The following is a 20,663-nucleotide window of genomic DNA, read 5'->3' as shown; positions in this document are numbered from 1 at the left end:
TCCTTTACATTTTGTCTACAATTCATAATCAATATATGTATGTGAAAAAGGAATGTATAGCCTATTTTTGTGGTATAATCCCAAATTCCGCTCACTCTAACCGGGCTTTTGAATAGGTTATAAATAGATACAAAGACGTGGAGTGAAGCACATGCCCAATTGTTATCTTTTTATAAATGAACATATTCTGCCAAGGATCTTTTCCTCCATTTATTACGATGACTTTCTGATCCCTTGTCACAATCAATCCATCTTTGTGAGCTATCAAAAACACAAAAAGGAACATGTAACTTATTCTGTAGAACAACTGCAAAGTGCTGTTTATATTGATCAAACTCATGTTTCTCAAATGATACAGAGTATGATGAGCAGCTTAAACGTAACCACTACTCATCATCAAACAATTGAGCGGCCTACCTTCGACATCACTCTTCAAAATGAAGATCAACCCAGCCTGATTATCTCTCGAATATCTAAGCCTCGTCGCCGTAAAAGACGTGGGAAATGTCCGCAGTTACTATCACGTGAGGTACAATCATTCGAAAGAACCAATTATATAGATCACAATAACAGTCTCCACCAATCAAAATATCAAGCTAATGCGCCACCAGTACAACATATTCAGAAAAATCATTCACCAAATACCCACTCTGACAAAGGTAAAAATAAAGATGATTTTATCCAAAAGAAACTTGATCAGGAGAAGCCATCGAGAAAAGATATATATCAAATAAAACAAAAATCCTATACAAAGGGTCACTATGATCAATCGGTTAACGATAAGATATCTCATGAGGAAAAGACACATAATCATAAGGAGCATGAACTGAAAACTAAGCATCCTACCTCCTCTTTAAAATCAGATGTTCCTAAACAAACTTCCACTGCTGGTTCATCCATTGAAAATATAAAATGTGACTCTAATCTGATTGAAAAAGAAGTCAATCTTTATACCAGTTTAAAGAAAAATGAAGTGGATAAAGACATTCATATCTACTCCTCGATGGAGAATGGTAATGACGTAATACAACCGAAGAATTCGCACGAAAAATCACACCCCTACGTAGCAAATGGAGATATTCCATCTGAAAAACTCCTACAAGAAAATGTAAAATTAAAATCTCCTACTGAATTTGATTTCCTAGGATCGAACTCACCGGCTAATGAAGTGAAATATCACCTGAATCGCACTGACTTCCGGCCCAAAAAGATCGTTAATGAAGATAAGAAGGCTGCAGATTTCAATTTCGACATCCTTAGCTCGAAACCGCCAGCCAAAGAAGTGAAATATCATCTAAATCGCACTGACTTCCGGCCAAAAAAGATCGTTAATGAAGATAAGAAGAAGGCTGCAGATTTCAATTTCGACATCCTTAGCTCGAAACCGCCGGCCAAAGAAGTGAAATATCATCTGAATCGCACTGACTTCCGGCCCAAAAAGATCGTTAATGAAGATAAGAAGAAGGCTGCAGATTTCAATTTCGATATCCTTAGCCCGAATCCGCCAGCCAAAGAAGTGAAATATCACCTGAATCGCACTGACTTCCGGCCCAAAAAGATCGTTAATGAAGATAAGAAGAAGGCTGCAGATTTCAATTTCGACATCCTTAGCTCGAAACCGCCGGCCAAAGAAGTGAAATATCACCTGAATCGCACTGACTTCCGGCCCAAAAAGATCGTTAATGAAGATAAGAAGGCTGCAGATTTCAATTTCGACCTCCTTAGCTCGAAACCGCCAGCCAAAGAAGTGAAATATCATCTAAATCGCACTGACTTCCGGCCCAAAAAGATCGTTAATGAAGATAAGAAGAAGGCTGCAGATTTCAATTTCGATATTCTTAGCTCGAATCCGCCAGCTGAAGAAGTGAAAAAGGACATCAAATGTACAGAGCACTCACTTAATGAAATAGCAAAAGACGAAAAAAAATCTACTACGTCTACTAATGAAGCCCAATTTGATATCTTACACTCTAAGTCACCAACTAAAGAAGAAGTGAAAAAAGACATTAAACGTACAGAGCACTCACCTAATGAAATAGCAAAAGACGAAAAAAAATCTACTTTCTCTACTAATGAAGCCCAATTTGATATCTTACACTCTAAGTCACTGACTAAAGAAATGAAAAACGGCATTAAACGTACAGAGCACTCACCTAATGAAATAGCAAAAGACGAAAAAAAATCTACTACGTCTACTAATGAAGCCCAATTTGATATCTTACACTCTAAGTCACCAACTAAAGAAGTGAAAAACGGCATTAAACGTACAGAGCACTCACCTAATAAAATAGCAAAAGACGAAAAAAAATCTGCTACATCTACTGATGAAACCCAATTTGATATCTTACACTCTCATTCTCCAGCTAAAGAAGTGAAATACCACCTAAAACGCTCTGACGTCATGCCTAATAAAATCATTAGTGAAAAGACAAAAATTACACAGAGTCCCAAAGATAACCAATTCGAGATTCTAAGCTCTCACTCAGGAAATGTTAAAAACCAAGTCAAATACAGTAATAAACCAAAAACAATCGTAAAAGACGATGAAAAAACGACCAAAGAGCACGATTTTGACATTTTAAACGACAACACCTCATCTAACCAACCGAAAAAAGAACCATTCTACCAGACTACTAATAAAGAGGCTGGTAAACGAGTCTCTCCTGCTCCTCTTGACATGGATACAGACAATTACTCGCATACAACGATCTTGAATAAATATTTCACACTGGGTGACAAAATCAATGTATATGCGGGAAGTAAATTACTTGATCAGCAAGGAACATTTTTAATAGCCGGACCTGATTTCTTCATATGGATTGATGGTGATGGGTATGTACGGTTACAAATTATCAGCGGCGGAATTAGCATTGGTCAAACGGCAAGGAAAAAATAAGAAACAGACATTAGCCCTGTGCTAGTGTCTGTTTCGACAATATAGAAGGATACATATAGTAATGTAATAGAGATTAGAATGGGGTGAAGGGAATGAAAGAAACTGTATTGGTCATAGCAGCACATCCAGATGATGAACTACTTGGTACAGCGGGTACGCTAAAAAGGCTAGTGGATCAAGGTAATAGAGTCGTCTCGATCATTACAGCAAACGGAAGAAAGGAAGAAGCTCATCATATTCAGCAGCTTGCCCGGAAAGCAAACAAAGAAATCGGGATAAAAGAAGTTATTTTTTTGGAGCATCCAAATCTGGAATTAGAAATGATGGCTCTTCATCTTTTTACAAAAGAAATTGAAAAATTAATTGATATCTATCAACCAAGCAAGATTTTTACCCACCATTACGGTGATGTGAATCGAGATCACCAAATCACCTTTCAAGCTGTATTAACAGCAGTTCGTCCGGTGCCAAATAAACAACCGATTGAACTGATCACATTTGAAACGGTTTCCTCAAGTGAATGGAATACTCAGACAAATGACAAGCAATTCAAACCGAATTATTATGTGAACATTTCAACAGTGATTGATCAGAAAATTGCTTCCTTAAAACATTATGATGTTGAAATGAGAGAATTTCCACATCCACGTTCCTATGAGGGAGTCAAACATTTAGCAAGTGTCCGCGGAATGACGGTCGGGGTACCGTATGCGGAAGCATTTGAAGTCATTAGGAGGGTCTGGAAATGAAGGAACTATATTTTCCCTATCCTTACCTTGTTTCTGCACTCGATAAATATTATGGAGTAAAGGCAAAACCAATAACGGCAAAAACCATGGATTCAGGTACGGATTCAAAACGAAAAAAGAAAGAGCGCAAATCGAAAGTAAAGACTAAAAAGCTGAAAGGTAAACGCGGCGGCGGAAAGAAACTATCCATTCTGATAGCGACATTTTGGGACTATCCCCACACAGGTGGTCTTTCCAACTATATCACTACTTTGCGAGAAGGCTTGCGGGCTTTAGGACACAAAGTGGATATCATTGCTCCAAACCATTTTTCTCAAATAAAAGCAGAGAAAATTCGTGAAGTGGTTGTTCCTGAATTAAAGACCTTTTTCAAGGAACGGTATGGAACGTACACAAGTAAAATTATTCAAAGCTGCCGTCTCCTCTACATTTATGAGCAGATGATGCAAACCGTTAAGTTGGAGAAATACGACATTCTCCATGCTCAGGATTTATTCACAGCCAATATATTAGGTAGATTTAATGAAGACTTAGGTAAACCACTTCTTTTCACCCCTCATGGTATGTTCACCTTTAGCAGGGTCAAGTTCAACCGAATTGAAAGAGGTTCTGAGGAGGAGGTTTATTACAAAGAAATTGAGAGAAAAGCGATTGAATATGCAACTCATATGGTCATTTTAAGTGACTCTTTCCGTGATCCATTAAGCTTACTGGGTGCGAAATCTGCAAAACTTACCACCGTCAACACGGGGATTGATTTTAAATCCGTTGCCCGGAGTGAAACGAGAGGGAAAATTGTGATTTCATGTATAGCAAGGCTTGGACCAAGAAAAGGACATTCAGATTTATTAAATGCTCTTTCTCGAATAAATGGAGCAATTCATGGTGTCGAAGTGCAAATTGTTGGAGATGGAGAAATGCGTGAAGCCCTGGAAGCTCAAGTCCAATCGTTAAGACTATCCAACGTACACTTCTTAGGTAAACGAGATGATGTCCCTTCCATATTAAGTAAAACTGATATTTTTGTTCTGCCAACCATCAATGACAATTTACCGATTTCCATCATTGAAGCCATGCATAGCGGTGCAGCGATACTTACAACCAATTGTGGTGGAATTACAGAAATCATTCACCATAATGAAACCGGAATCATTGTAGAGCCGGGTAATGTAAATCAGTTAGCAACTCAACTAAAGAACCTAATTGGAAATGAGGCATTGCGAAAGAAACTTGGCAACAATGCGTATCAATATGCCAAGAACCATCTCACACGTCAAGCCATGGTTGACAAAATTGAAGAGATTTACCAAGATCTATTAGCTTCGGGAGGAGAATAATGATGTCATCACACCCAGCTGTTGTTCTTGATTTAAGTGCCAATGGAGTTGGTATCATTCATGCTCTTTCTCGAAAAGGAATTGATGTATATGCATTTGATACAGAAGGTCCCTATTCTAGAGGGAAATCCAGACTTGCCACTTGTGGGGTATGTCCAAGCCCCTTACATCAAGAAGCCGAGCTGCTTTCTTTTTTAAAAGGAGTAGCGAAGAATCTTGATGAGAAACCCGTGCTATACGCAGGTGCAGATGATTATGTTGTCTTTATCTCTAAATACAGAAACGAATTATCTCAGTACTATTTGTTTCTATATCCGGATCACTCTCTAATTATGGATTTATTAGATAAGAAGAAAACCTATGAATTAGCATTACAATATAATATCCCAACCGCAAAGACCTTTTTTGTGGAAAACGAAGAGCAGCTTGATGATGCGATTACTCAATTAGAATTCCCGTGTATTTTAAAACCTGTGTTCGGACATGAATTCAGAAAACATGTGAATAAAAAGGCCATTCATATCCAGGACGCCATTCAATTAAAGAAAGTCTTTCCTATCTATCGGAAGTTTGGAGAGCTTATTATTCAAGAAATCATACCCGGAGACAACCAATGTTTCTATAAAGTGGCTACATTTTTTGATGATGAAATGGAATTACTAGCCCTTTTCACTCTTCAAAAAAACCACCAGTTCCCTGCACAATTTGGAACGGGAGCACATATTGTGAGCAAACGAATACCTGATCTGGTTGAAGTCGGTGTTCCACTTTTGAAAGAGTTAGGACTAAACGGAGTAAGCATGATCGAATATAAAAAGGATCCCCGGGATGGACAATATAAGCTCATTGAAATCAATCCCAGGTTCTGGTTGACTCATAGTTTAACAGGTCATTCCGGAGTCGACTTTGCCCATCAGTATTATCTGTACCTTACTGGTCAACATCCTACTCCTCAACTGCAGCAAATTGACGGGGTTCAATGGATTTACATTGTACGTTACTTCCTCACCTTTCTTGAAAAACGAAAGAATGGTGAAATGAGCATTAAAGACTTCTTTAATGGGTTCAGAGGTAAAAAGGTATTCGCCCTACTTGCCTTTGATGACCCTATGCCATTCATCAGGAGTACCACGTCTCACCTGTGGAATGCTTGGAAAAGAAAACGAAAGGAGTGACTTTAGTTTGTACACACCACAAGAAGTGTATGCCATGTTTCATAAGCATGGCATCGAAGAAAAACTCTCAACATCACTTGGGAATAAAGTGTCCATTCATGCTGCATCAATCCAAAACCTTAAATCAACAAAAAGGAGCAGCATTTATCAGCTTCAGCTACAGAAACAAACAGACATCTTCACCATCATCTTTAAAATCTACCATTCTACCAAATACAAAAATGAAGTCGAAATCAATGTTTACAGCCAAGCCTACCCATTCTTAAAAGAGTTCCTTCCTGAAATCTACTTGATGGAGAAACAGGGAAGTGACACCTGGGTATTCATGGAGTTTGTTCGTCAAATCCGGGGGCAGCTTACCTTTACACCTAAGCACTTTGATTACATTATCCCAACACTTGCCAAACTTCATGCCCACACGTACGAAGGAAAATTCACGAAAGAAAAAAACATTTTTCAGTCTTGGTTTCCCATCTACAGCTCGATAAAAATGAAAAAAGACCGGGAAAAATTCATCTCTAATACGATGACATTTCTTGACGATGCCAAGAAGGATAAACAATTGAAAGACATCATCAAACCACATTACAAATCATTAAAAAATCTGTACAGCCACGGTCCCGACTTTTTCCCGGAATTAATGGACAGCGGCTTCTCGATTACCCATGGAGATCTTCATATGCAGAATATCTGTTCAAAAGATGTAAGCAAAAATCAACCTTGGGAGATTCAATTCATCGATTGGGAATCAGCCAAATTTTCCCCGACATGGTTTGACATGATTGTATTGGTAGAGATTTTACTAGCCTTCAGGAAGGATTGGCAAAGCAACGCTGAAGAGATTCGTACCCATGCGGTTGACGTGTATACGAATGAAATGAAGAAATATGGAATCGACTTTTATACCAAACCGATTCATCTGTACAAAATGGCGTACCTTCAACGAACTCTCGAAAAAGGATTACACACTCAGCTTAGACGTATCTTTGACAATCGAGGCGGTGAGCTTCTCCCTTACCATTTAGAGAAAATATCAACCTGGGGAAGTGAACTGGGAATCTATAAATAGAAGAAAGGATGAGAAAATTTGAGTCGAATGCCCGCTCTCAACATTCACCCCTCTCTTCTGGCCATAATGGATCAGTATTATGGAGTGAAAGGAGACTTTGAAGAGTCTCTCACTCTACAACCATTCTGTCAGAAAACAACAGGTGACGATTTAAAGCCGATGAAAATTTTATACGTCACATTTTTTCAATATCCTCATACAGGTGGATTGTCTCATTACATCACCTCTATAAAAAACGGATTTGAAGAGCTCGGTCATAGTGTAGATGTACTAGCGCCTAACCACATGACTTCAGAACAGCTTGATGAATGGATTCCTCAAGCTGCCTCTGAAGCACGTACCTTTATGCTCGGCCGCTATGGAATCGCCAATGAAAAAATCGTCAAAAATCTCAGTTTTCTTCATGTATTCGAACTGTTTCTTAAAGAAAAAAATCTCCAGCAGTATGACATCATTCACGCTCAAGACCTATTTGCTATCTTCATTCTCGGCCATTTGAACCAAATGTATCAAAAACCATTACTCTTTACGCCACATGGGTTCTTTACGAAAAGCCGCTTAAAATTCAATAAAATACAGATAGGATCCATCGAAGAAGTCTATTTTACTGAACTTGAGAAAGTAGGTATTGAAGCAAGTACTGAAATCGTGATGATCTCAGATTCCTTCCGACCTAACTTAATGGATTTCGGTGCAAAAGATGAAAGGATGACCACCGTTCATACGGGCATCGATTTTGAACCACTTCCTCATAAAAATCATGAAAACATTATCCTAACATGTGTCTCCCGACTGTCCCCTCGTAAAGGTCATGGATTTCTCTTAGAAGCATTGTCCAAGCTTCGTGAACACCTGACTAATGTAGAAGTATGGATTGTCGGAGATGGTGTCATGAAGGATAGACTGATAAAACAGGCGGAAGAACTTAAGCTAAATAACGTAATCTTTTTTGGAAAACGTCACGATATACCCTCTATTCTTTCCATGTCGGACATCTATGTGTTAGCAACTGTGAATGACAACTTTCCCTTATCCGTCATGGAAGCGATGTTTTCCCGGCAAGCGGTCATCTCCACCACATGTGGCGGACTTCCGGAAATGGTTCAACATGAAGAAACAGGCATCCTTTGTGAACCTGGTAACGTCGAACAACTTGCACATGCGATAAAGCGTTTCATTACAAATAAGGAAGAACGTGACCGTTTTGCTAACGCTGCTGAATCCTATGCTCGTCAACACTTAACCAGTCAAGTTATGACGAGAAAAATTGAACAGATTTATCAAAGGTATTTATGAAGAAATGAGAAGGAGAAAAAACTGATCCAGGACAGTTGAATATTTCAAAAAGAAAATGGAGAATGAAGAATGATTTCATAACTCGTGCAAATGTAAAGGAAAAGAGCTTGGTAAATTCCAAACTCTTTTCTTTTATTATTTATCTTCCTCAAACGTTTCCTCTAACTCATCTATAATACTTTCTGCAGTTTTCTTACCGTTTTGAATACACGCACCAATGCCCACTCCGAAATACGAAGCTCCAGCCAGCTTCACTCGTGGTAGTTCGGTTGCGAGATTTTTATCTAACGATTGAACAGATTGACTATGCTCAAGATGATAGTTTGGCATAAGGTCTTTCCAATTTGTCACTTCGACAGAAATCGGGTCTCCGTCTATGCCGACACTTTTTCTGATATCGTCAAGTGCCGTGCGAACCAGTTCTGCCTCGCTAAATTCTTTCAACACTTTATAATGAGGATTTGTGCTTTTATAAAACAGTCGCAATAAAAGATTTTGGTCATTGGACGTATGCTTCCACTTCCGACTCGTCCATGTGCAGGCATCACATTTCACTTCGCTGCCTTTGGAGACGATGAATCCTGTGCCATCAGCAGGAAGTTCCTCATCCGGTATATTAAATCCGAGGTAGATCGAAATCAGTGAAGAGTTTTTCAGTTTATTGAAATCAGGATCAAGTTTTTCATGAGTCAGAATCTTTTGGGCTACATCATGAGGTGTTGCGAATACTGCATAATCCGCTTGAATGCTCCCTTGACCATTGAGAGTCAGCTCATATTTGTCTCCTGTTTTTTGGAGCTTAGTAGTTTCCACTCCCTTTAAGATTGTCGCACTGGAACATTTTTCTTCTAGTCGTTCAATGATGGTTGATAAACCATTTTTAAACGATATGAACTTTTTATTGGATGGTCCTTGGAATTTTTGTTTGTTTTTAGATAAACCTTTAATAATACTGCCGTATTCATTTTTATAATCAAGTAAGTATGGGAGTGTCGAAGCCAAAGTAAGTTTATGCAAATTTCCAGAATAGACGCCTGATAATACTGGGGCAACTTGATTCTCTACCAGTTCTTTACCTAGGAATGCTTCTAAAAATTCACCGATTGAACTTTCTATTGTAAATTGTGTGTTTTCAGTTTCAAGATCTTTAAGTGCTGCATTCTTACCTTTTTCTGACACCAAGCTGCTATTTTGAAGGGACTCAACGCTCATAGGAATTCCGAAAATCGTGTCATGTGGAATCTTATGCAATTCTCCATTGGTATATATGTAAGATGTGCCTGTTTCATTATAGACAAGTTCATCTTGAAGATGAAGCTCATTAATGAGAGGGAGAACCCCTTCATTACGGGCTACGATGGAATCGGCTCCTGCTTCCATAATGAATTCCGCTTCTCTTACACTTCTAATTTTGCCGCCGAGCTGCTGATTACGCTCGATTAGTATTAACTTGATATCTATTTCTCGTTCTTTGGACATTTTTTGAAGATGGTACAGCGTTGTTAATCCTGTAATTCCTCCACCTACGACAACCACTGTCTTCATACGATTCACTCCAATAATTGCGTTTATGTATACAGATTATCATGTTTTTTGTTGATTAGAAAAAAAATCTGTGTCTGAATTGGGAAAAAGTATCGGGAATAAGGGGTTGAAGGCTGATTTGGGAGCATAATCTGCCAAGCTAAACCGTTTCTTTTCAACTTCAAATTTTTTATTTCAACTTACTCCAACACCCTATTCTACCTCTAATGATGCACCACTTTATATAAATACCAAGTTGACAACTATGAATACTCACCTATATAATAGATGTAATTCATGACAACTATATAATCACTTATCCAGAGAGGCAGAGGGACTGGCCCGATGATGCCTCAGCAACAGATTCTACATCATAGAACACTGTGCTAATTCCACAAGCAATTTGCTTGGAAGATGAGTTGAAGTTTTGTTACATAAAGCCTTCTTCTTATCTAATGGGAAGCGGGCTTTTTTCAATGACCCTTCCTCAATTCGGACACATTATAAGAGGAGTGATCACAATGGGAGAAATCCTACAAGAAGCGATTCAAAATCGACGAAATGAATTAATTAACAAATTGATTATCCATAACATTTTCAAAAAAGGCCACAAACAATTATTCGAGTTGACGCTGCAGGAATTAGAGGACGAATTTAAATACATTCAGCAGGAAAGCCATCCGCACAGCGATGTAGGATCGATTCAATGGAAAAACTGTGCGAAGTTAACCAGCTAAAAAAGCCCCCATCCATGGAAGTGGATTGGGGCTTCCTTACTTTCCTATATTTAGGAATTTAAGCTAACTTTCTGCATTAACCCGGACACTTAAAGCATATATCTGTGCATGTATGCCAATGGTCGTAATCATGTTACCTGCACTCATTTTCGCACGCTACATTGACAAGTGGTCAGTCCTTTTCTAAAATGACAAGGGATTGTTCTGGATGAAATTCATGTATGATACTATTTAATTTATATCATATAGTTTCCACCTCTCCCAGATTTCATATATCTTTCAAGGTTAGTCTAATCTCTTACAAAGGAATATACATATGTCCCTCAATCTGCAGCATTTTATGAACGAATTCATCGGCCTCGATAATTGGTCTCTCTTTTTTATCAGTATTTTCATTAATGTTGTCATCAGTATCCTTGGTTTTCTACCGAGTGTCTTCTTGACGGCCTTTAACATTTCCGTATTCGGGTTGTGGCCTGGAATCGGAATTTCCACACTTGGTGAATCATTAGGAGCCATTGTTAGTTTTTATTTATATCGAAAAGGAATTAAGTTTGCTCGTATTGATCAGATACTTTCGAACAATTATTTTCTCAAATTAAAAGAGGCCTCAGGTACCGAATGGATCATACTTCTAATCTTATTTCGCATGGTCCCATTTGTGCCTTCAAGTGTGGTAACCGTTGCGGCTGCCTTTAGCTCTATTCCAATTGTGGTTTTTTCTGTGATCAGTTCCGTCGGCAAGATTCCTTCGTTGTTGATTGAGGCATTCGTGGTGGTGAATGTGTTGGGTGCGGATAAGGGGAAGGCTATTTTGTTAGGAGGTTCGGTGGTAGTCGGGATGTTTTATTTGGGATATCGTTGGAGGAAGAACTCAATTTCATGATTGTCACAGTTACGGAAACCACTCTCCTCCGGAACTGAAAAAAAAGACGTCCACCACATGGTACACGTCCTTTCTCCCCCATTACTTATTGTGCATTCACCTCGACAGCATCCTTCTTGTAATATTCTGCAAAGATCTCCGCAAATGCTTCTGTTGAGTTATACAATTCTACTAAATTATTTTCCACTCCGCCAAACTCAAGAAGCATGGCTCTCTCAGTTAGGTCCTGATTGTAAACCCCGTTACCTTCTGCTCTTGTTTTGATAAAGACTCCGCGGCTGATGCCAGGATACTTTTCTTCTAATTTAGCATTTAATTCTTTAGCGATTTTCAGGTTCTTTTCGAAGTTTTTGTTTTCTTTTCCTACAATAAAAAATAAGCGGGCATAGTTTTTGCCGTTAATGGTTTTGGTTGTGATGTTTCTTGGCTGGGAATCCCGGTGGATATCGATCAGGTAGGTTAGGTCATTGTCTTGAGCGATGGCTTCCTGGACCAGTCCCCTAGATAATTGATACGATTCGAAATACGTCCATGACTTATCTTTAAGTGCTTTATTTACATCCGTCTTATCTTGAACCGCACCAATTCCTCTTGATTCAAGCTCTTGCTTCAACTTTGATCCAACAGCAATGACATTAACCTTCTCATTTGTACTCGCCGGATCTTTAGAGTCGTTGTTTTTAATCAGTGGACTAAAGGCTTCCCAGCTGTGGGAATGATAAATGAAGACGGATTTTTCATCGATTTCCTGAATACCGTCTCCTGAGTTGTTGTTTGCTTGATCGATTTGACTCTGGTCAATTTCTTGATCTTTCAACTGATCTTCTGTTGGCGCCGGCGATTCGTTCGGAAGGTTCGTAATGTCCGTCCCTTTCCCTGCAACTGCTATATGAGTGTGATAATTTTCTATCCCTGGGATTTCCCGTCCAAATAAACTTCGTGGATCAAGTAGTGATACGTTCGTGACGCTCTCTAACCAATCAAAATCATTGTTTAATGCTGATTCATTAGTGACCCGGAGTCCAGTCATTTCCTGTGACAGCAGCATGAGAAACGTTTCCTTCGGGACGAGTTCAGACACCGATGAATACAATAAACTATCCACTCTCAATTTAATCGCTGTTGACGAGATCAACCATACGGTCAAATACATGAGGACAATACCGATCAATACTACCCGAATGATGGCCTTCATAGAGACGAATACTAGTGGGACTAAGCTATTGTTGTTTCGAGACTTATACGACATCATCAGTACCCCTATATAAAGTATTTAATAGTTAACTTTATGCAGGAGGTTGATAGAGTAGAAGGTTTTTTCAGGGATTCGGTCGGATTTCCTACTTCACCTTATACCGTGAAATCATTTTCAGATTTAAGTTTAAGTGCATTTCGCAGTAATTCTTGAAGGACTGCTGCGAAAATCGAAATGGTTACAGACGCAAAACTAATGATGATCCCTACCATGGCAATACCAGGATGTAGAGCATTTTGGATTAATAGAAACACTATACCTGCCACATAAATGGCAGTGATTAGTAAGGCATTCAGTTTTATTCGGTGAAGAGCCACTATTGCTTTCGCTGAAAAAGCGTTCTCTTCAATATACTTTAAAAGCTTAAAAGCTTGATACAGCGCTAAATTAAATGGAACCGCTGTTAAGTATACCCCTATTAGAATCGGCCATTTCAAATAAGCGAATTCGGGAAATAGATCAGCAGAATGCTTTGCCATGGTTGGCAACCAGACAACACAAAGGATGAATACAATCGCTCCTACTGCCATTACTGCCCCTTTTAAAAAAGTCGTCGTTCCTCGTTTCATAACACACCTCTGATACCATGTTTTTCTAAATTATATAATGAGATTTATTGTTTTCCAATAAAATATGATTGATTTTTTATTCTCTATTAAAAGTTTCCTATAAAAACAAACGCATGAGTAATCTCATGCGTTAAATCCTTATCTGCTATTCACTTCATTGGCTGCCCTCACCCCCGACTCAACCGCCCCTTCCATCCAACCATGAAAGGAGGAAGTGTGCTCTCCAGCAAAATGAATTCTGCCTTCAGGTATCTTAATATAATCCCCAATATCACTTGCCTGACCAGGGGTATAAAGGGTAAAACATCCAGCCGAGAATGGATTTTTACTCCAGTTGTAAACTACATAATTCAGTATTTCAGTATACACTTGTTCACCATATACTTTAGAAAGGTCTTCTAAAACCTCTTTGATGATTTCTTCTTTTGGTTTGCTGTTCCATAAGAGTGCATTCTGGCCCCAGCTGTAACTCGCTAACATGACCCCTGGTTTGTTGCTGCCTCTGTCGTGACTTGGCATATACGTAAAGCGGGTGGGAAGATCTGACACGATGTTTCCGTAGTTCAAGTCTTCCCAGAAGCGACGACGAAATTCAATTCCTATTTTCACGGCTGGAACATTCGTTACTTCCCGAATCGCCTGCCACTTTTTAAAGGATATTGAATTATAAGGTACGACCTCGATAAACTGAAAGACAGTAAATGGTACGGTTACGATGACATAATCGGCATTGTATTCACGCACCAATCCGTCAATGGAATCTCTTGATCGAACACTTACTCCTCTATTGGATTGAATAATGTGGGTCACTTTTTGATTCAGTAGAATGTGTGACCCAAGTTCTTGAACAAATCCGTAAGGTAAGTGGTCGTTACCTCCTGTTATTTGATAAAATTTGGTTTCTTTCCTGAATATAGGGAAAATGATGTCTTTTAATATATCGACGAACGAGAACTCAGGGAACCCTTCTATCCCGAGAATAACATTGATTTTTCGAATTGCATTTACGGATAATGATTTACCAAATGGATTGTTTGCTAAAAATTGTCCCATAGAATAACCAGAGTATTGTTTAATTAATTTTTCCTGTTCTTCATGATCACTTTTATTATATAAATCCATAAAGGGCTTGGTCGCTTCAATAAACAATTCCGAAGCTGTTCTTCCCTGTTCACCTTCTGGTAAAGGATACTGTATAATGTCGGGGTTTTTTTCGTATTGTTCTCTTGTTGTTAGGATATTGTTTACTAATAGTAAATCTCTTGGAGAACTATTGATGAATTCTTGAAAGGGCAGGTTGAATTTTCTTATATATTCGAACACTAATTTGTGGTTATCGGGGATCCTCATAGCTCCCAGGTCCAAATAATTACCGGGTGTGAATGGCTTGCGAACAGTATATACCCTGCCGCCGATTCGTTTATTTCCTTCTAAAATCGTTACGTCATGCCCGGCTTTTTTCAGTAGAGAAGCAGCGACTAAACCACTCATTCCTGCTCCAACGATTATCACTTTTTTAGACTTAGTTGGATTTAATCCTTTCCGGATAATGGCCAGCATATCGTCTGGATAGTTCAATTTGTAGGGATCATCTCTTGAAAGTTGATTTACCATCTCATCACCCACCTCCCTTTTTCTTACATCATATGACGTCAAAAAAGGAGGTATACGTATGATCTCTGTGACGAAGAGCTCATTTCCACTGATTTTAAGAACAAGTGTTTCTATTTATACGTTTATGTGTTATACTTAAATTTCATTGGGTCTACGAGACTGTATTTAGTCAATCCCTCGAGCAAGTAGAAGGGAGACATGTTATATGTCACTAGAAAATATCGTAACCATGCTCAATACTCTTAAGGAATTCAAGGATAGTGAGATTGTTCATACGATTTCAAGTCATGATCACTCACCTGTTATGACCGTTACCTACCATTTGGACAAGGAATGCTTTCAAATCACATATGTTGATTCAATGAAAGTTGAAGAATTTACAGACCTCAGCCTTTTGGCTACAACCATAGAAAGTGTTGTTCTTCTCGAACCTTCAAGATAAGGTTATAAAATGGGATGCCATTACGTAAATCGTGATGGCATTTTTTTGTACCCGGATTTTAATTATGCCGGGACATTATGTCTTTATCTTCTCAGACATATATTCGAATCTTCATTGGTAGAAACGAGCCATTATAAGGTTATGAAGCAATTTTTTGTTGAACGGGAACGAATGATATAGCATTTATTGAGGGTACAAGATTGAAGGTGGAAATAGGATTTATTCATTATGGTGTTAATTGATAAAGCATTTCCCTAATAATAAAATCGAGCATAAAACCAACCCTGGTTTTATGCTCGATTTTATACTTTTTAAAAAGAAGGAAGTTCACTAAGGTTATTCTCTTTCAGGCCGTCAGGTTCACTGCGAAGAACATCTCTTCCATATCGATGAATCACATCTACATGAGCCAGTTTTCCTGACTTTGCTTCTTCGAGTGCAGTGATATAATCAAGCTCTCTCCCACTTTCGGTTTTAAAAGCGATGAGATCGTCTTCCGCATTTCGGCGAACGGCTACAATCTGTTCCGCGCCAGATGCCAGCTCCTGAGCCATTTCTACTTTAGCTTGAAATTTACCTTGCTGTTTGTATTCCTCGTAAATTTGTTCAAAACTTTTTTCAACCATAAGATTCACCTCCCGAACGTATAATTATTATTAGCGGGAAGTTCAGGAATTATTAATATCTTCCAATGTATTATTGAGCAGATTATTGATGCCTGACTTTAAAGAGACTCTTAAGAATCAGTTTCTTTTGGTTGAGTCAGGGGTAAATTAGTACTTACCACCTCAACACTAATAAATGAATCGATTCCAAACATTTTCAATTTAGCCACTTGGCTTTCAGCATTATCCCTGATTGCAAAAGCACCGGCCTGTACTCGATAGTAGGTATTACTGGATTCTGATAGAATGTCGATAACCGATTCAATGGAATTTTTTTTAAGCTCATTCACTCTGTTTTCTGCATTTTTTCTTTCCGTAAAAGAACCAGCGATCACCTTAAATAGAGACTTTTTATTATCCGATTTTGGCGGTAATTCTAATGCCTTCGCGATACCACGTGCAATGGCCACAGCAACGGCATTTCTAAATTCAGAATTGTTCAATAATGAGATATCTCTTGGATTGTCTACAAAAAGAACCTCCACCAGTAAGGATAGCATGTTCGTTTCCCTCAATACATGAAAATTGTCTCTCTTTTTCCCTCTGTCCACCACATTGAAAGGCTTAATTGCAGTCATTACTGCATCATGAATTATATTCTGATAAATAAAGGTTTGAGCTGGTACGCTGCCACTATAAACATAACTTTCAAAGCCGCTTCCACCACCAGCATTATGATGAATAGATAGGAAGAAATCGGGCTTTGAGACATTAGCAAGTGTAGAACGATCTGATAAGGATAGCGTTTTGTCTTCTGTTCTAGTCATAATGATATTCACTTTATAATTTTCCATTAAATAGTTTTGTACAAGTCGGGCTGTCAATAGATTGAAGACTTTCTCTTCAAACCCTCTATAAGTAGCACCAGGATCCAATCCTCCATGTCCGGGATCAATCATAAGTGTTTTCACTTTAATTCCTCCTAAAATTAGATATATAGTACTATATTCACGGAAGGACTAGCCTGATTGGATTTTCAAGGTGTATGATCACCTCATTGTGAAAAAAAGAGTTCCCTGTTCAACATCAGGAAACTCTTTTTTATCTATATCAAATGGAGGTGACTTTCTTATGGGGCTTAGATTTTTATCTCTATTGTATTTCTGTAAACACGTTCTTATTCACTTTATTCATCATCATTGACTTATTGATCGGCGGAGTTTCATACTGGTGCTCGCTTCATTTTTTCAGTATGGACTGTTGATCTTATAACCATTGTTCTCTTGCTTAACGAGGGGTCGAAGAGTAACCCCGAACTGTGCAACGTGCATATTTGAGAGGGAAGGAGATCCCAAGTCAATCTTGGCATGTGTATCTGAGGTCCTGATAAAAAGATATTCTAGTAATTTTCTTGCCAAAGCATCACCTCCATAGAACACTTTATGTCGAAAAAGGCTATTTGGTGAGGACAAGCAACGGTTTTTTTGAAAATTGGCAGCCCTTTTTATTTTTCCCAATGTATTGCGCATCCAAAAAGTGAGAGGTTTGCCGACATGCCACTTACCTCCCTCTTTTCAACTACACCTCACCTGCTCCCTAAGCGTAAATGTAGGTTTCGTACGTTTGAAGATTCAAGGTCCGTCCCTCTCAATTTTTAAATTAACATATTTTTCCGATTGAGTTTTTATGAGTGAATGGGGAAAAGAAGTAAATAATAATGGGGCAAAGCTAAATGAATGGAGGTTTTTTAATGAAAAAGATTGGATTTCTTGTAATGGTTGTGATGATCACTCTTTCTTACTTCCCTGGGATCGGTGCTTCAGCTGAAGCAAAGCAGGCTGAATGTGTGAGTGAAGCCAGCATGAAAGCAAAAGAAGACATTAGAATTTTATGGAACGATCATGTTATCTATACCAGGAATTATATTATTAGTGCCGTTGATGAATTAGAGGATCAAGATGTGGTTCTTGCAAGATTACTTCAAAATCAGAAAGACATCGGAAATGCAATTAAACCTTATTATGGTGAAGAGGCTGGGAATAAGCTAGCTGATTTGTTGACCGAGCATATTGTATTGGCAGGAAAAATCGTTGATGCTGCTAAAAATGGAAAGCAAGCAGAAGTGGAGAAATTTAACAAAGAATGGTATCAAAATGCAGATGACATTGCAGGATTCTTAGCAAAAGCAAATCCTTACTGGTCTGAAAATGCGCTTAAAGACCTGTTATATATGCACTTGCAATTCGTCACCGATGAAGCGATTGCACGAATCAAGAAAGACTGGAAAGGAAACATAACAAGCTTTGATAAAGGGAAAGCACATATTCTTCACCTGGCTGATGTCCTATCGGGCGGAATTGTCAAGCAGTTTCCAGAGAAGTTCTAATCATGGCAGCTGGGATAGATTGATTCCAGCTGCTTTACTCTGCTTTATAAATACGCTTATCTCTTCTCTTCCAAGTCAATCTCCTTGATGATACGGGCAGGATTTCCACCCACCACGACATTAGAAGGGACATTCTTTGTCACAACAGCGCCTGAAGCTATAACCACATTATCACCTATCGTCACTCCGGGATTAATGATTGCGCCTCCACCAATCCAGCAGTTGTCTCCTATTTTGACAGGCTTCCCAAATTCCGGTCCTTTGTTTCTCTCAACCGGATTCATTGGATGAGTCGCTGTGTAAATATGTACTCCAGGTGCGAGCATACAATTTTCACCGATGCGGACTTCACACACATCTAATATCACACAATTAAAATTAGCAAAGAAATGGTTGCCCACGTGAATGTTATATCCATAATCACATCTGAAGTTAGGCTCTAAATAAACGCTTTCCCCAGTAGATCCGAACAATTTTTTTATGGCAACTACTCTATCCCCGTCTTCTTCTTCTGTCGTTTGATTAAGCATGCGTGTTAAAAAACGTGCTTGTTTTCTCTCTTCCATTAATTGAGGATCCCATGGTTCGTAAAATTCTCCATCGAGCATTTTCTGTTTTTCAGTTTTCATATGTGTGCCTCCATCTTTTGTAGTGACAATACCAGAACCCTATTCTATCTCTTTTTCTAAAAAAAATATATCAACAAAACACTCCCTCACCTAGTGTAAGGATCCAATCATTCCTCTCTCTTCGATAAATTCAACTGCCATGACACACCAAACCTGTCCTCAACCCAGGCAAATTTCTCACTAAACGGAGATTCCTCCAAAGGTATTAGCACACTCCCGCCTATAACTATTTAGATGCAGATATTTATTTTCATATTTAAAATTAAAAGGCGTTGCAACCAATTTTTCTACATGAATAAAACAAAATCCCTTACCAACTTACATCCAATCAAAAAAAACGACTCCACTATCAGAGTCAGTCATCTAATCACTTCAAATCAACTGTATCCAACAATTCCACTTCAACCTGATCACTATTATCAAAACGATAAAATCTCTCTACATGCCATAAATCTCTTCTTCTTGCATATCCGTTTATCTCTGCCCATTCATGCATGTCACGATATGCATCTCTAATTCCATGATTCGTCCCTTGATAAAAGGTGCTTACATAGGTTTGGGGAGGAATCGTTAATGACACCATGCCTGGGGGAATAACTTCAATCTTCTCCACTTCCATCCCTACCCAGTATCCATCCAAATCGACAGTAGCATCCTCTGCTACAAACGCACCTAGTTGAATCTGCTTATTTACAAGATGTTGAATCTCATCGACCCTTTCTTTCAATTTAGCAGCAGCTTTTGGGATTTCTATGATGTACTCGTCACCAGGACATACGACTCGAAACCCTACTAAGTTCAATCCACCAATTTCTTTCACTTTTATGTTACGCGTAATCATATTCTTAAACCTCCTTAATTGATGATTTCTAACACATTTCCATCTGGATCAACCACATAACAAAGGATATTCACTGCGCTTCTCGAGGTATTGTAATACTTGGTTTCTAGTAGGCGATAATACTGAAATAATCGTAAGGAATTTGATTCTTTGATGGAGTTTGTTATTTCACGAAGGATCTTTTCATCTGAATTTTCATAAGGTACACCCTCCACTATTTTATTCCTAGCTCGATGAAGAGCGGTTTTTACGGATGCATCGCTGATTCGAAGCATAGAGGCGATTTCTTTAGATGAGTAGCCAAACACGTCTTTCAATGTGAGAAGCATAGCTTGCTTAAGGGGCAAAGCTGTAAATAGACATTCCAACAGAGCGTCATATTCGATAAAGTCTTTTGATTGGAAATGATAATCCTCATTGATTAAAACAAGCCCGTTTCTTTTTCTTTTTCCATCAATAAAAAGGTTTTTGGCGATGGTATAGAGAAAGGACATGGATAAGTCTCGTTCAGGTTCTGATTTCTTCAATTTGTACGTTTTTAAAAGAGTCTCCTGAACAAGGTCTTCTGCCTCTGGTGTAGAAGCAGAGAGCTTTACACAATACTTATAAAGTTTTAGAATCGTAGTTTCCAGTTCCTCAAAAATCAACTTTTT

Annotated in this window: 19 protein-coding genes, 1 pseudogene and 1 riboswitch; of the genes and pseudogenes, 10 read left to right on the top strand and 10 right to left on the bottom strand. The window is 38.6% G+C overall.

Annotated elements, in window-relative coordinates:
• Positions 1-151 precede the first annotated feature (151 nt).
• The 6 genes from AAEM60_RS11250 (at position 152) to AAEM60_RS11225 (ending at position 8,522) form a co-directional block, all read left to right on the top strand.
• Positions 152-2,896 (top strand): hypothetical protein, encoded by a 2,745-nt coding sequence (locus AAEM60_RS11250; RefSeq protein ID WP_341357936.1) that lies wholly within the window; start codon positions 152-154, stop codon positions 2,894-2,896.
• A gap of 92 nt (positions 2,897-2,988) precedes the next feature.
• Positions 2,989-3,645 carry a PIG-L deacetylase family protein gene (locus AAEM60_RS11245; protein WP_299741265.1) on the top strand — a complete coding sequence of 219 codons (657 nt, stop codon included), beginning with the start codon at positions 2,989-2,991 and terminating at the stop codon, positions 3,643-3,645.
• Entirely contained in the window at positions 3,642-4,982 is a 1,341-nt protein-coding gene (locus tag AAEM60_RS11240; RefSeq protein WP_299741264.1) for a glycosyltransferase family 4 protein, read from the top strand. The genes AAEM60_RS11245 and AAEM60_RS11240 overlap by 4 nt, the downstream gene beginning before the upstream one ends.
• Complete coding sequence (locus AAEM60_RS11235; protein ID WP_299741263.1) at positions 4,982-6,157, top strand: carbamoyl-phosphate synthase; 1,176 nt, start codon at positions 4,982-4,984, stop codon at positions 6,155-6,157. Before AAEM60_RS11240 ends, AAEM60_RS11235 begins: the two co-directional genes overlap by 1 nt.
• A gap of 34 nt (positions 6,158-6,191) precedes the next feature.
• The gene (locus AAEM60_RS11230) at positions 6,192-7,226 is read left to right on the top strand and encodes a phosphotransferase (RefSeq protein WP_341357990.1); all 1,035 of its coding nucleotides are present in this window, start codon (positions 6,192-6,194) and stop codon (positions 7,224-7,226) included.
• Positions 7,227-7,253: 27 nt separating this feature from the next.
• A complete protein-coding gene (locus tag AAEM60_RS11225; protein WP_299741301.1) occupies positions 7,254-8,522 on the top strand; it encodes a glycosyltransferase family 4 protein in 1,269 nt (422 codons plus the stop codon).
• Positions 8,523-8,657: 135 nt separating this feature from the next.
• Here AAEM60_RS11225 and AAEM60_RS11220 read toward each other — a convergent pair whose 3' ends face one another.
• On the bottom strand, positions 8,658-10,067 hold the full coding sequence (locus tag AAEM60_RS11220) for a protoporphyrinogen oxidase (protein ID WP_341357935.1): 1,410 nt from the start codon (positions 10,065-10,067) through the stop codon (positions 8,658-8,660).
• A 292-nt stretch (positions 10,068-10,359) separates the two neighbouring features.
• Positions 10,360-10,467: riboswitch (SAM riboswitch) on the top strand.
• Positions 10,468-10,567: 100 nt separating this feature from the next.
• On the opposite strand from AAEM60_RS11220, the gene AAEM60_RS11215 reads away from it, so the two are divergent.
• On the top strand, positions 10,568-10,783 hold the full coding sequence (locus AAEM60_RS11215) for a Fur-regulated basic protein FbpA (RefSeq protein WP_341357934.1): 216 nt from the start codon (positions 10,568-10,570) through the stop codon (positions 10,781-10,783).
• 316 nt (positions 10,784-11,099) lie between these two features.
• Entirely contained in the window at positions 11,100-11,669 is a 570-nt protein-coding gene (locus AAEM60_RS11210; protein ID WP_299741260.1) for a VTT domain-containing protein, read from the top strand.
• A gap of 85 nt (positions 11,670-11,754) precedes the next feature.
• Here AAEM60_RS11210 and AAEM60_RS11205 read toward each other — a convergent pair whose 3' ends face one another.
• The 3 genes from AAEM60_RS11205 to AAEM60_RS11195 form a co-directional block, all read right to left on the bottom strand.
• A complete protein-coding gene (locus AAEM60_RS11205) occupies positions 11,755-12,921 on the bottom strand; it encodes a stage II sporulation protein P (protein ID WP_299741259.1) in 1,167 nt (388 codons plus the stop codon).
• 98 nt (positions 12,922-13,019) lie between these two features.
• Positions 13,020-13,493 (bottom strand): DUF2975 domain-containing protein, encoded by a 474-nt coding sequence (locus AAEM60_RS11200; RefSeq protein ID WP_299741258.1) that lies wholly within the window; start codon positions 13,491-13,493, stop codon positions 13,020-13,022.
• 138 nt (positions 13,494-13,631) lie between these two features.
• Positions 13,632-15,107 carry a flavin monoamine oxidase family protein gene (locus tag AAEM60_RS11195; protein WP_341357933.1) on the bottom strand — a complete coding sequence of 492 codons (1,476 nt, stop codon included), beginning with the start codon at positions 15,105-15,107 and terminating at the stop codon, positions 13,632-13,634.
• Positions 15,108-15,312: 205 nt separating this feature from the next.
• Between AAEM60_RS11195 and AAEM60_RS11190 the strand changes: the two genes are divergently transcribed.
• Positions 15,313-15,549, top strand: a complete 237-nt coding sequence (locus tag AAEM60_RS11190) for a hypothetical protein (RefSeq protein ID WP_299741256.1) — start codon at positions 15,313-15,315, stop codon at positions 15,547-15,549.
• Between the two features lie 311 nt (positions 15,550-15,860).
• On the opposite strand, the gene AAEM60_RS11185 is transcribed toward AAEM60_RS11190, so the two are convergent.
• Positions 15,861-16,175, bottom strand: a complete 315-nt coding sequence (locus AAEM60_RS11185; protein WP_299741255.1) for a DUF3892 domain-containing protein — start codon at positions 16,173-16,175, stop codon at positions 15,861-15,863.
• Positions 16,176-16,285: 110 nt separating this feature from the next.
• A complete protein-coding gene (locus AAEM60_RS11180; protein WP_299741254.1) occupies positions 16,286-17,125 on the bottom strand; it encodes an N-acetylmuramoyl-L-alanine amidase in 840 nt (279 codons plus the stop codon).
• A gap of 779 nt (positions 17,126-17,904) precedes the next feature.
• Here AAEM60_RS11180 and AAEM60_RS11175 point away from each other — a divergent pair.
• A complete protein-coding gene (locus AAEM60_RS11175) occupies positions 17,905-18,540 on the top strand; it encodes a glycosyltransferase (protein WP_299741253.1) in 636 nt (211 codons plus the stop codon).
• A 56-nt stretch (positions 18,541-18,596) separates the two neighbouring features.
• Here AAEM60_RS11175 and AAEM60_RS11170 read toward each other — a convergent pair whose 3' ends face one another.
• The 4 genes and pseudogenes from AAEM60_RS11170 to AAEM60_RS11155 all read right to left on the bottom strand — a co-directional run bounded on the left by AAEM60_RS11170 (position 18,597) and on the right by AAEM60_RS11155 (position 20,657).
• The gene (locus tag AAEM60_RS11170) at positions 18,597-19,169 is read right to left on the bottom strand and encodes a sugar O-acetyltransferase (RefSeq protein ID WP_341357932.1); all 573 of its coding nucleotides are present in this window, start codon (positions 19,167-19,169) and stop codon (positions 18,597-18,599) included.
• A gap of 107 nt (positions 19,170-19,276) precedes the next feature.
• A pseudogene (locus tag AAEM60_RS11165) lies at positions 19,277-19,387 on the bottom strand (VOC family protein); the annotation flags it as partial.
• 149 nt (positions 19,388-19,536) lie between these two features.
• Positions 19,537-20,010: a GyrI-like domain-containing protein gene (locus tag AAEM60_RS11160; RefSeq protein WP_299741251.1), complete on the bottom strand. Its 474-nt coding sequence runs from the start codon at positions 20,008-20,010 to the stop codon at positions 19,537-19,539.
• Between the two features lie 14 nt (positions 20,011-20,024).
• Positions 20,025-20,657 (bottom strand): RNA polymerase sigma factor, encoded by a 633-nt coding sequence (locus tag AAEM60_RS11155; RefSeq protein ID WP_299741250.1) that lies wholly within the window; start codon positions 20,655-20,657, stop codon positions 20,025-20,027.
• Positions 20,658-20,663 lie beyond the last annotated feature (6 nt).

The organism is Rossellomorea sp. y25, from assembly GCF_038049935.1.
GTDB lineage: Bacteria > Bacillota > Bacilli > Bacillales > Bacillaceae_B > Rossellomorea.
The sequence above is the reverse complement of the archived record's forward strand: the minus strand, read 5'-3'. Positions and strand labels throughout refer to the sequence as shown.

Excerpts from the sequence above, each read along its gene's own strand:
- AAEM60_RS11230 (WP_341357990.1), top strand. The coding sequence starts at position 6,192 with ATGTTTCATAAGCATGGCATCGAAGAAAAACTCTCAACATCACTTGGG.
- AAEM60_RS11245 (WP_299741265.1), top strand. The coding sequence starts at position 2,989 with ATGAAAGAAACTGTATTGGTCATAGCAGCACATCCAGATGATGAACTA.
- AAEM60_RS11200 (WP_299741258.1), bottom strand. The coding sequence starts at position 13,493 with ATGAAACGAGGAACGACGACTTTTTTAAAAGGGGCAGTAATGGCAGTA.
- AAEM60_RS11185 (WP_299741255.1), bottom strand. The coding sequence starts at position 16,175 with ATGGTTGAAAAAAGTTTTGAACAAATTTACGAGGAATACAAACAGCAA.
- AAEM60_RS11225 (WP_299741301.1), top strand. The coding sequence starts at position 7,254 with ATGCCCGCTCTCAACATTCACCCCTCTCTTCTGGCCATAATGGATCAG.
- AAEM60_RS11215 (WP_341357934.1), top strand. The coding sequence starts at position 10,568 with ATGGGAGAAATCCTACAAGAAGCGATTCAAAATCGACGAAATGAATTA.
- AAEM60_RS11190 (WP_299741256.1), top strand. The coding sequence starts at position 15,313 with ATGTCACTAGAAAATATCGTAACCATGCTCAATACTCTTAAGGAATTC.
- AAEM60_RS11205 (WP_299741259.1), bottom strand. The coding sequence starts at position 12,921 with ATGATGTCGTATAAGTCTCGAAACAACAATAGCTTAGTCCCACTAGTA.
- AAEM60_RS11210 (WP_299741260.1), top strand. The coding sequence starts at position 11,100 with ATGTCCCTCAATCTGCAGCATTTTATGAACGAATTCATCGGCCTCGAT.
- AAEM60_RS11160 (WP_299741251.1), bottom strand. The coding sequence starts at position 20,010 with ATGATTACGCGTAACATAAAAGTGAAAGAAATTGGTGGATTGAACTTA.
- AAEM60_RS11220 (WP_341357935.1), bottom strand. The coding sequence starts at position 10,067 with ATGAAGACAGTGGTTGTCGTAGGTGGAGGAATTACAGGATTAACAACG.
- AAEM60_RS11170 (WP_341357932.1), bottom strand. The coding sequence starts at position 19,169 with ATGAAAACTGAAAAACAGAAAATGCTCGATGGAGAATTTTACGAACCA.
- AAEM60_RS11250 (WP_341357936.1), top strand. The coding sequence starts at position 152 with ATGCCCAATTGTTATCTTTTTATAAATGAACATATTCTGCCAAGGATC.
- AAEM60_RS11240 (WP_299741264.1), top strand. The coding sequence starts at position 3,642 with ATGAAGGAACTATATTTTCCCTATCCTTACCTTGTTTCTGCACTCGAT.
- AAEM60_RS11175 (WP_299741253.1), top strand. The coding sequence starts at position 17,905 with ATGAAAAAGATTGGATTTCTTGTAATGGTTGTGATGATCACTCTTTCT.
- AAEM60_RS11235 (WP_299741263.1), top strand. The coding sequence starts at position 4,982 with ATGATGTCATCACACCCAGCTGTTGTTCTTGATTTAAGTGCCAATGGA.
- AAEM60_RS11195 (WP_341357933.1), bottom strand. The coding sequence starts at position 15,107 with ATGGTAAATCAACTTTCAAGAGATGATCCCTACAAATTGAACTATCCA.